This window comes from Candidatus Profftia sp. (ex Adelges kitamiensis), from assembly GCF_020342455.1.
Lineage (GTDB): Bacteria > Pseudomonadota > Gammaproteobacteria > Enterobacterales > Enterobacteriaceae > Profftia.
In genome coordinates this window covers 116,554-129,546 of sequence record NZ_CP080506.1, presented here as the reverse complement: position 1 = coordinate 129,546, position 12,993 = coordinate 116,554, and the positions used below count along the sequence as shown (strand labels likewise).

6 protein-coding genes are annotated in these 12,993 nt (G+C 23.8%); 3 read left to right on the top strand and 3 right to left on the bottom strand.

Going from position 1 to position 12,993, the window contains the following annotated elements; all coding sequences use genetic code 11:
* The first annotated feature begins 59 nt into the window (after positions 1-59).
* Entirely contained in the window at positions 60-1,715 is a 1,656-nt protein-coding gene (gene groL, locus K0T98_RS00265) for a chaperonin GroEL (protein WP_225639427.1), read from the top strand.
* A gap of 441 nt (positions 1,716-2,156) precedes the next feature.
* On the opposite strand, the gene mnmG is transcribed toward groL, so the two are convergent.
* Both mnmG and hpt read right to left on the bottom strand, forming a co-directional pair.
* Positions 2,157-4,052, bottom strand: coding sequence for a tRNA uridine-5-carboxymethylaminomethyl(34) synthesis enzyme MnmG (gene mnmG, locus K0T98_RS00260; RefSeq protein WP_225639426.1), 1,896 nt, complete (start codon positions 4,050-4,052; stop codon positions 2,157-2,159).
* A gap of 2,389 nt (positions 4,053-6,441) precedes the next feature.
* A complete protein-coding gene (gene hpt, locus K0T98_RS00255) occupies positions 6,442-6,978 on the bottom strand; it encodes a hypoxanthine phosphoribosyltransferase (protein WP_225639425.1) in 537 nt (178 codons plus the stop codon).
* 1,548 nt (positions 6,979-8,526) lie between these two features.
* Between hpt and K0T98_RS00250 the strand changes: the two genes are divergently transcribed.
* On the top strand, positions 8,527-8,820 hold the full coding sequence (locus K0T98_RS00250) for a co-chaperone GroES (RefSeq protein WP_225639424.1): 294 nt from the start codon (positions 8,527-8,529) through the stop codon (positions 8,818-8,820).
* Positions 8,821-9,429: 609 nt separating this feature from the next.
* Here the strand turns inward: K0T98_RS00250 and trxB are convergent.
* Entirely contained in the window at positions 9,430-10,380 is a 951-nt protein-coding gene (gene trxB, locus K0T98_RS00245; RefSeq protein WP_225639423.1) for a thioredoxin-disulfide reductase, read from the bottom strand.
* Positions 10,381-11,541: 1,161 nt separating this feature from the next.
* Here trxB and K0T98_RS00240 point away from each other — a divergent pair.
* Positions 11,542-12,171 carry a DNA translocase FtsK 4TM domain-containing protein gene (locus K0T98_RS00240; RefSeq protein ID WP_225639422.1) on the top strand — a complete coding sequence of 210 codons (630 nt, stop codon included), beginning with the start codon at positions 11,542-11,544 and terminating at the stop codon, positions 12,169-12,171.
* The last annotated feature ends 822 nt before the right edge of the window (positions 12,172-12,993 follow it).

Below are 12,993 nucleotides of genomic sequence, written 5' to 3'. Positions count from 1 at the left end.
ATAATCTTAATTAAATTAATAATGAATTTTATTCACTAAATAATTGAAAGGAAAGACAAATGGCAGCTAAAGACGTAAAATTTGGTAGCGAAGCACGTGTAAAAATGCTGCGCGGTGTAAACGTCCTCGCAGATGCAGTAAAAGTAACTTTGGGTCCTAAAGGTCGCAATGTTGTTTTAGATAAATCATTTGGAGCCCCAACTATAACCAAAGATGGTGTATCTGTTGCCCGTGAGATAGAACTAGAAGAAAAGTTTGAGAATATGGGGGCACAAATGGTAAAAGAAGTTGCCTCTAAAGCAAGTGATGCTGCTGGTGATGGAACTACTACTGCAACAGTACTAGCTCAGTCCATAGTCAATGAAGGACTAAAAGCCGTTGCTGCAGGTATGAATCCAATGGATCTTAAGCGTGGTATCGATAAGGCAGTTATTGTTGCAGTTGAAGAACTAAAAACATTATCTATACCTTGCTCTGATTCTAAAGCTATTGCTCAGGTAGGTACTATTTCTGCTAACTCTGATGAAACAGTAGGTCAACTCATAGCTGAAGCTATGGAAAAAGTTGGTAAAGAAGGTGTAATTACAGTTGAAGAAGGTAGCGGTTTACAAGACGAGTTGGACGTAGTAGAAGGTATGCAATTTGACCGTGGATACTTATCTCCATACTTTATTAATAAGCCAGACACTGGTTCTATTGAGTTAGAAAACCCGCTTATATTATTAGTTGATAAAAAAATATCTAATATTCGTGAAATGCTTCCACTTTTAGAATCTGTAGCTAAAGCAGGTAAACCTTTATTAATCATCGCAGAAGATGTTGAAGGAGAAGCATTAGCTACTTTAGTGGTAAATACAATGCGCGCTATAGTTAAAGTAGCTGCAGTTAAAGCTCCTGGTTTTGGAGATCGTCGCAATGCAATGCTTCAAGACATTGCTACTCTTACTGGCGGTACTGTAATTTCTAAAGAAATAGGTCTAGAACTAGAAAAAGCAACTATAGAAAACCTAGGACAGGCTAAACGTATTGTTATTAATAAAGATACCACTATTATCATCGATGGTATGGGTGCTGAATCTGCAATTCAAGGAAGAGTCAATCAAATACGTCAGCAGATAAAAGACGCTACTTCTGATTATGACCGTGAAAAACTACAAGAAAGAGTAGCCAAATTAGCCGGTGGTGTTGCAGTGATTAAAGTAGGTGCTGCTACTGAAGTTGAAATGAAAGAGAAAAAAGCACGCGTTGAAGACGCTCTACACGCAACTCGCGCTGCAGTAGAAGAAGGTGTAGTTGCTGGTGGTGGCGTTGCTCTTATCCGGGTTGCTGGTAAAATATCTTCTTTAAAAGGAGCTAACGAAGACCAAAATGTAGGTATAAAGGTAGCCTTACGTGCTATGGAAGCTCCATTACGTCAAATAGTAATTAACGCTGGTGAAGAAGCTTCTGTAATCGCGAATAACGTAAGAGAGGGTGAAGGTAACTACGGTTATAATGCATACTCTGAGGAGTACGGTGACATGATTGCTATGGGAATTCTAGATCCAACCAAAGTGACTCGTTCTTCTTTACAGTATGCTGCATCTATTGCTGGTCTTATGATTACTACTGAATGTATGGTGACAGATCTGCGTGATGATAAAGCAGATACAGGAGGATCATCTTCTAGTGGTGGTATGGGTGGTATGAACGGTGGTATGGGCGGTATGATGTAATTGATTACTATAATACTGTATTTAATATCTTAAACAAAATAACAGTTATTTTAGTAAATGATGTTTTAAGCATTCACAAAAACCCTCACTAAATAGTGAGGGTTTTTGTGTTTTAATTAATATATTTTAAAAAAGAATGTACATTCTTGCTCTACAATAAAACGGCTAATAAAATATCATTATCATCAAATAGAGTAACAATACTCAAATTGTATTTAATATACATAACAAAAAACTATAATAAAAATGTATTATTTAATTTAATAAATGTATTTTAATGTATCTTTACTTCTATTATTATATTTTATATTTCACACCCAAAATATTAAAATAATTTATAATTTTACTTAAATGTAATATAAGCGTAATAAAAAAACTTTTAAAAAAATAATAATAAAAACCTAGTATATTACAATAATTATATTTTATTAAAAATATAAGTTATCGTACATTACGAAGTAATAATCCTTGCTTTTTTAACCAAATAAGCAGGATAGAAATTGCTGCGGGGGTAATACCAGCAATACGTGATGCTTGACCAAGAGATCCCGGTTTATACTGATTTAATTTTATTATAACTTCGTTAGATAATCCCACGATACATGAGTAATCTAAAGTAATTGGCAGCAAAATATTTTCATTACGTAATTGTCTATTAATTTCTTCTTTTTGACGTAATATATAACCTTCATATTTAGCTTGAATTTCAACTTGTTCAGAAGCTTGTTTATCATACATCGCTGGAGCAAACTGTACTAACTGAGTAAGTTTAATATAATCTATTTCAGGACGGCGCAGTAGATCTTCACCGTTCATTTTTCTTGATATAGGTGTCTGTAGTATTTTATTAAGAGAAGTTACTTGTTCAGAATCTGGATGCACCCAGATATCACGTAAGCGCTGACGTTCAAGTTCAATATTTTCTATTTTTTTATTAAAACGTATCCAACGGGTATCATCAACTAATCCTAATTTACGGCCAATTTCAGTTAAACGTATATCAGCATTATCTTCACGTAAAAGAAGACGGTATTCTGCACGTGATGTGAACATTCGATATGGTTCCTGAGTTCCTAGTGTACATAAATCATCTATTAAAACACCTAAATAAGCCTGGTCACGCCGAGGAGACCATCCTTCTTTTCCTCTTGCAAAAAGACTAGCATTGATACCAGATAATAAACCCTGTGCTGCTGCTTCTTCATAACCAGTAGTACCATTAATTTGTCCTGCAAAGAATAAACCGCTAACTATCTTACTTTCCAAAGTAATTTTTAAATCACGAGGGTCAAAAAAATCATATTCAATAGCATAACTAGGTCGCATAATATGAGCATTTTCCATACCTTTAATAGAACGCACTATTTGTATTTGTACATCAAATGGTAAACTAGTAGATATACCATTGGGGTATATTTCATTGCTAGTTAACCCCTCTGGTTCAAGGAATATTGGATAAGAATCACGATTAGCAAAACGTATTACTTTATCTTCGATTGAAGGACAGTAACGTGGACCTACTCCTTTAATTATTCCTAAATATATTGGACTTCTATATAGATTATTACGAATTACCTCATGAGTACGTTCATTAGTATGTGTAATGTAACACGGTATCTGTTCTGGATGCTGAGATACATGTCCAATAAATGAGAATACAGGAGATGGATTATCACTATGTTGTTGTGTTAATACTGAAAAATCAATAGTTCTTGCATCAATGCGTGGCGGTGTACCTGTTTTTAAACGGTTTACACGTAATGGTAACTCCCTTAAACGATGGGAAAGTGTAATCGCTGGAGGTTCACCAGAACGACCGCCACTATAATTTTCTAAACCTATATGTATTTTACCATCTAAAAAAGTACCTACTGTTAATACAACAGCCTTCGCACGTATCTTTAAACCCATCTGAGTTACTACACCCACAACAAATTTATTCTCTATAATAAGATCTTCTACTGCCTGTTGTATAATAATGAGATTAGGTTGATTTTCTAATGCAGTACGTATAGCTTGTCGATACAGCATTCGATCAGCCTGAGCACGAGTCGCTCTAACAGCTGGACCTTTACTGCTATTGAGTACCCTAAACTGAATACCACTATGATCAACTGCTATTGCCATAATACCACCTAAAGCATCGCACTCTTTAACTAAATGACTTTTTCCTATACCACCAATCGCTGGGTTACAAGACATTTGCCCTAATGTGTCAATATTATGTGTTAATAATAACGTATTACACCCTGTTCTGGCAGATGATAGTGCGGCTTCAGTGCCTGCATGACCACCTCCAATAATTATAACATCAAGAGTACTTGCTGAATACCACATATGACATAACCTCGTGAAGACTCGAAGTCTATAGATAATTATTTTAATCTTTATAGCTATAAGTTTACTAAAATTTATAGGTATATAAACTGGATTAATATATATTAAGTAATACAACTTAAGTAATTCTTTTAGAAAAATATTATTATTAATAACATCTCAATATATTATTAAGAATAGTTAAGTTATTATAGTAATAATGTACCTAACTACATATAATGTAATTGTATTATATAAAACAAGATAATATATTAAGGTATTTTTTATTAAAACATTAATGTACCAATAAAAAATACTTGAATTAATATTTATCAGTATATTTAAATTAATACTATAACTGTATCTATAAACAATATTTTTATACTATGTTATTATTTTATACAATGACCTACTAAAGTAGTAAATAATCTTATTAATACAGGTTATTATTCTTCGTTAAAGAAATAAATATATTTAAAGTATAATATTTTAAATGCAAATTAGAAATATAATCTTTATTTAGTAAATTACTATAAATATTCAATATAGCGGTACTAGTAATATATTCTATAGTATAAAGGATTATAAAATATTTTATATATATTTATAACTTAATAACTTAATAACTTAATAACTTAATAACTTAATAACTTAATAACTTAAGGTACTTCTTGTAATTAATTAATATTGTGAATAATATTTATATAACTTGACTTAGTTTTATAATTAAAAAAAATATTTTTTTACTAAAAATATAGAAAAATATTAATTTTAAATTCAATGAATATCTAATGTAATTTATTCTTGCACTTAATAACTAAATTACTGAATCATTAAATATAAGCTTAATCTTTTAATAAAATTATTATCTATATATAATATTATATATATCAATAAAACTAATATAGTATATAAACGTTAAATACAAAAACAACTTAAAATACTAATATTTTTTTTAATTTCCAAAATATTTATTAAAAATATTTTCAATTATATCTTATTAATACTTTTTATTAATATTCATCTTACCTTGAGTAAAATAAATATTAATATATATCTAATAATTTTATCATTAGATATATATATTATTGGATAATTAATTATTTTAACTAGAATAAACTGAGATCTAAAATATAATTTTTTTAAAAAATACAAAAGGTTATTAATTTTTATTAAAATAATAAAATAATAATTAATATATTACAAAACACTAATAAATAAAATAGATATAATCTTATTATATATCTTTATATACTGTATATATTAAGTTTTTTCAACATATAAAATAGCCAATTATTAAATATTTTTACTATTTAATTTAAAGTAAACTCTTATAATATTCTAATATTAATATTTTTATATCTTATATAATAAGGTTTGTATTACTCTAAATATAGACCTTATATAATATTCTTATTTATATATGAAAAATATTATATATAAAAAACATTAACCCAATGTAGTTAATATATAAAAAAGTGTTTATACTTTTATAAAATATAAAATATAAAATATAAAATTATCATAATAAAGATACCAATAAATAACTACTAAATAATATTTATACAAAATATATTATATCAGTCTTTAATATATAATATTAAGAGAAATTTATATTCTTATACTAATACATTCTATATTAGAAAATAACTATTAGTATTATTCTTTTACACTATAAGAAGTTTATTTATTAATATTATTAATATTATCTATCTCAATATCAGTTAAATATCAATATATTAAGAATATTATATTTAATAATCATTGTATTTAATTATATTAATAAGTATTTTATTTAGGGTTATAAATATAAAAAATATATTGCGCAGTAACTAACAAATTATTTAGTCTTAGGTTGATAATAAGATGGTAGGGGTGTGTAGTATAATTATTTTAATTTTAATAGTATTTAGTATATTGTAAATGAGGTCTTATTATTTTTTATTACAGATATAATACATATTAATCGCACTATAAATAGTGCATTATAGGAAAGATAAAGTAAAGTTTTTTTATATAAAAATTACAATTTTATTTTTATACTAAAACACTTTTTTATATTTTGTTGTTATATATTTTATATATTACATAAATATAAAAAAAATATATTTGCATATATATACATACTCTTCTATTCTGGAAAATTAATTTTAAATTATTTTAAAATTTACAATAGAGTATTTTATGAATTTAGTTTGATACTATCAATATAGATAATATAAATATAGATTGTTAGGAATAAAGAGAAATTAATATCACATATTTTATATAAATTTATACATAAAAGTATTTTAGATAAATCCTTTTAATACTTTAAGTGAACAAATTAACTAAAATATTATATTTTATTATTATATAATATTGTATTAAAATGAATTTATTTTATTCTTAATAAGATAAGATAAACATTTTATTTATTTAATATTACAAGTTTACCAATATATGGTAAATGACGATAATTTTGAGCATAATCAATTCCAAAACCAACAACAAATTCCTCTGCTATTACAAAACCAACATATCTAATAGAAATATTAATTTCACGATAACTAGGTTTATCTAGTAGTGTACATACTTCTAAAGATTCTGGCCCACGTAGAGTCAATAATTTGAGAACTTTACTGACAGTGTGACCAGAATCAATAATATCTTCAATAATTAGAACATCCTTACCGCGAATATCTTGATCTAAATCTTTTAATATTTTTATATCACGCGTACTTTTTATATCATTACCATAACTAGAAACAGTTAAAAAATCTACAGCATGTGGGATATAAATTTGACGGCAAATATCAGCCATAAATATAAAAGAACCCCGTAATAAACCAACTAAAATCATATTATTACTACTTCGGTAGTAATCTGTAGAAATCTGATGACCAAGTTCAATAATTCTATGATGTAATTCTTGTTTAGAAATAATTAATTTTACTATATGTTGCATAACGTGTTAACCTCTTTTAAAGAATTTAAAATAAATTATTTTGTATTCTTTTTGAGAAAAGTGTTACATAAACATACTTTTTATTTAAAATAATCATCGATTCATATGAAATAAGAAAGGAATATGAAGATATTACAGGCGATAGAATATACCAGATGAATAAAATATTGTCATATTTATTTCTATATATAATAGAAATAAATTATTTTACTAAAAAAATAAACATCATAAATTCACTATGCGCTAAAATACTTTAAATAAAATTACTAAGCAAAAATAGTTCTTTTATTTAAGTTATTATAACAGATACTTCCTTAATATAATAAATAATTTTATTTAAATATATAAATTATAATTAAATAAAATAAAATAAAATAAAATAAAAACAGTATATCTAAATAAATATTTATATATATATGCAATCATGACACTTTTATTTTATTACATTGACTATTACAAATATTTTATTAAAAATTATTCAAGAAAATTTATTTTTAGAAATTGTATGGTAAGATCAAATGTAAAAATACAAACTCATTTTTATTAAATAAGAAAATAAATATAAGTTCAGATAAATAGCAACTATAAAATACTCTGATCATTTAATTACTCTAGTTATAGTTAGAATACTATCATAAGAACTAAAATTCTATTATATAATAACTAACACATAAACTTTCTTAAATATACATAAAATTTATATTTAAGAAAGTTTATATAATCTATACTTTTATTAGTATAAATATAATTACTTTTATAGAAAATATATCTTTGTTTTTTTTAAGTACATAATAATATATAAAAGCATAATAAATAATTATAATTGAAGAGACTATAAAAAATAACTTCTATTTTACTTATACATAAAATACAATTAAGTGATATCTGTAATATACCATTGCAATATAAATTTTGGTTTAAATTAGTAATAATTGGATAACAATATACTATAAGATATATGTAACGCTATTCATAACTTAAGATTATATTAAAGATATGTATCTAAATATTTTTAGCTATATTAGTAATAATATAAATTTTATAAAATAATTATTTTATTTTTAATAAATAACTTGTAACATGTAAATTATTATTATACTAAAAAAATAATTATACTATCACTACAGTACTCTTTACTAGTTCTGTATAATACTATATTAGTACAATTAATTTTATTTTATTACCTAATTATTTAACTTTTAATAGAAAGATATGTAAATAAAAAAAAGATTTTTAAAAAAACCTTTTTATATAAAGTAAAATAACTAAAATTTAGTATATACTACTTATAAGACATAAATTTTACTAATTATGTATTAAATAATGTATAATTATACTTTTAGATTTAGAAAAGAATCTTTTTAAGTTATTTTAACAGCATAGAGATATATCTTCTTATATAAGATAAATTATATAAATGTAAAAACATTTATATAGCTCTTGAAGAATGAATAAGTAACCCTTACTTGATATTTATAAGTAATATTTTTAAACATATAATACATGTAACTTTATAAATAATATAAGCCTTTAAAAGGAGAATTATAAATGAATATCCGCCCTCTAAATGACCGTGTAATTATTAAACGTAAAGAAGTCGATCTCAAATCTGCTGGTGGTATAATGCTTACTAGCTCAGCAGTTAGTAAATCTACTAGAGGTACTATTGTTGCAGTAGGTAAAGGTCGTACTATGGAAAATGGCCAAATTAAACCTTTAGGTGTTAAGGTCGGTGATATTGTAATTTTTAATGATAGTTATAGCGTAAAAACAGAAAATATTGATCATGAAGAATTATTGATAATGTCTGAAAGTGATATATTGGCCATTGTAGAAGTATAATAAATTTCTTTTATACTACTGTATAAGCTAAAATATAAATTTTTAATCACACTAAGATCGTATACACAATCAATATTGTAAGTATATAAGTAGAGATATACTAATACTACATCAGGACACAAAAGTCTTCATGTAGTATTAGATAAATATGAAGCTCTTTAATTATTACTAGATATATCTAATTTATTACAAGTAAAGTGATTAATATAATTAAAGAAAATAAGTATTAACTAATCAAAAAAATTGATAGTACGCTACTATGTATTTAATAATATTTATACAAATAAATAGTTAACAAAAGTTTTTGAAATATTAACAATTTATATAATCTAGTTTAATTTAAAGTATTCTATTAATATAGAAAAGATGCAATATTTGTATATTTGCTTTACTTACAATATTATTTTTTAGGTAAATACTATATTTTAACTATTTTAATAAAACCACAAATTAAATATTATATCTAGAGTTATAAAAATTATTGATTATTATGAAAGTTTCATTATAAATAACATTAGTGATGATTAATAGTAGCAATAAAAAAGCATTTTAAAATTTAAATTTTAAAATGCTTTTTAAAATAAAATATAAATATTTATTTATGTTCTATTAAATGATTTTATCTAGATAACGCTCCGCATCTAAAGCTGCCATGCAACCCATACCTGCTGCAGTAATAGCTTGGCGATATACTTGATCTATTACATCACCAGCAGCAAATACACCAGGAATACTAGTTTGAGTATAGTGATTTGTAATATTAGACTGTACTTTGATATATCCATTTTGTAATTTTAACTGTCCTTCAAAAATAGCAGTATTTGGTTTATAGCCAATAGCTATGAATAAACCATGAACTGCAATATATTTCTTGATATTATTGTTAGTTTTTAACCGTATACTGTTGACACCCATAGAATCACCAAGTACTTTATCTAGTATACAGTTAGTATGTAGTACTATAGTCCTTTTTTTTACTTTATCTATCATACGTGAAACAAGAATCTTTTCGGCGCGAAATATATCACTGCGATGAATTACATGTACTTTAGATGCGATATTAGATAGATAAAGTGCCTCTTGAATAGCGGTATTACCACCACCTACTACAGCTACTGCCTGATTACGATAAAAAAAACCATCACAGGTAGCGCATGTAGAAACACCACGTCCTTTAAATTTTTCTTCAGAATCTAATCCTAGATACTTAGAAGTAGCACCAGTGGCAATAATTAATGCGTTACAAGTATATTCTCGTGATTTACTAAATAGATGAAAAATACTAGTATGTAAATCTACTCGTTCAATATGATCCGAAATAATATCTGTATTGAATTTACTAGAATGTAATTGCATACGCTCCATTAAAGAGGGTCCTGTTAGTCCTTCTGGATCTCCAGGCCAGTTTTCTACCGTAGTAGTCGTCATTAATTGACCACCTTTTTCACTACCCGTAATCATTAATGGCTGTATATTAGCTCGAGCTGCATAAATACTTGCAGTATATCCAGCAGGTCCTGATCCTAATATAATAAGTTTACTATGTTTTATATTATTCATCTCTTCCTTCTAATTACATTATAAAATAACATAGATGTCTAAATTTATATTTAAGTATAAAGATACAAAAATTATAATCTTATTGATTATACTTATAATATTTTACTGATAAAATCAATATCTTTACTCTTGAATTGATAGTTCATAACATTTATTATTATATTGACTATAGAATAAAATTCACTAAGAAAAAGATGTTGATCTTAAATATATTATTAATCAGTAGTCCTTACTCTTAACACATTACTAAATTATAGGTTATTAGTTAGTTATATATTTGTATAAAATTTAAAGATAAAATAATAAATTAAATAGTAAAAAGTATTTATATGTAGATAAATAATTTATTTTAAAATTTTTAATATAAAATTACTATAAGAATATTGAAGTTAAAGTAGTTGTCAATATTGTGTTATGAGATATTTATTAGTCAATTTTATTAAAATGATTTTTATAAAAGATAATTTACACTACGAAATAATAACTAAACAAAAAAATTCTCAGATAAACTTTTTAAACTATATAATAAGTAATAATGTCAATATATTATAAATTATAAAGATTAATTAAAAAATTTAAAACCTTATAAAATAGTCATTTTATTTTACTATTATTTTAATATCGTATATGTTTGTTATCGCACAATATTATTTAATGTAATTAATGTTATGCTGATATATTAATTGATTATTTATAAATATTAACTGTATTTACATAAATTTTAGTTGTCTCAGTATAATAACTTTAAGATATTATAAGTGTAACATGTATTTAATAATTTTAACTTTTTATTTAAAATAATTAATGAATTCATAAATATATTATTTGATTATATATATAAATATTTGGATTTTTTTGAAAAATTATTTTAATATATTATTTTTATTCATAAATATTTTGAAAAATATTTATGTGTATATTAATTGATAAAAAATTACTTATTGATATTGAATCAATAATTAAGTATTTAAAATAAATCAATTTTATTATTTTTAATAAGACATTCATTTTACAATTAAAATATTAAATATTTTGATTATAGATATTTTATCAATATAAAATCTTTAATTATTTTAATATAAACTTTATATATTGTTATACATATAATTTTTTAAATAAAATCTATTATTTGTTTTTTTGATAAGATATTAAATTGAAATAATGAAAGTATGGAGGGTATCATTCTTGCGCCATCAATATATAAAATATATAAATTTTATTATTAAGGTAATAGACAATAGATCTATTTTATCTTCAGGATTATTAATTATTAAAATGTTTTTTTCTATCTATCTAATGGTATCATTGCTAACTTTTACCCCCTCTGACCCTAGTTGGTTACAGACATCAAGTAACTTACCTGTTAATAATATTGGTGGTACAATAGGGGCATGGTTTGCTGATACTATATTTTTTATTTTTGGTTTAATAGGGTACACTATCCCTAGTGGAATTTTTTTATTTTGTTTATATTCCTATTATCAGTATAATATTAAAAGTTATCCCAATTATTTTTTAAAATCACTAAAAATAATTGGTATATTTTTTCTAATATTAACCTCCTGTGGATTGGTGTCTTTAATTTTTAGAGAACCTATATATTTTTCTTCAGGAGGTATTATAGGGAGCATGGTTATACATATTTTAACATTATTAAATATTAATGAAGATAGTAATACTATAAGTATAGTATATTTATGGGGTATATGGTTTTTGGGGATGATATTACTTACCGGACAGTCATTATTAAGTTTCATAAAAACAATATGTATAATTTTAAAAAGATCTTAAAATTTTATCATTAATCTTTAATATTAATGATTTTTACTAAAAATACTATAAATAAATATTATACTTATAGTTTTTTTATAAAGAATAATAATTATATTATATATATAACTTAACTAGTAGATCTAGTCATCTAAACTAATATAATTCCATATATTATAATTTCATTATATTTTATTAGAAATAATATAAACTCTTTACATAAATAATAGAAATTTTTTCTATAACAATCTACGTATTTTATTTCTATACAATGACATTAAAACTTTCATTTTTCTATATTATTAGGCATACCAATATATATCTATAAGTTTTTAAGGGGTATTAAATCTATCATATAATAACTACCATTTATTAAAATATAATATCAAATATATATAAAATATATACTTTTATTGGTTTTTTAAAATCATATATAGAATATTATTTAAAATAATATATTGAGATACTCAATATATTATTATATAAATTAATAATTATTATATATAATATTATTTTATCATTTTTATATGGTTGTAATACCAAGAAAAAATCCTAGATATATTTTAAAAATTTAAAAATTATATAATTTTAAATGTAATTTAAATAGTAGTAATATAGCAGAAAAAATACTTACTAAAAATTATTTTAGTATTTATAGATATCATCTTAATATCTGGTTAATTAGATATTAAATGACTATAATTTAAAAAGAACATTTACTCTAAACAAAATTTATTTTTAGTAAAATTATTATTAAATAAAATATAAATTAAATAATGTTAAGATAATAAATATTATGTTTTTAAAAGCTTTTCTTAAATGGATATATCTTTATGTATATTG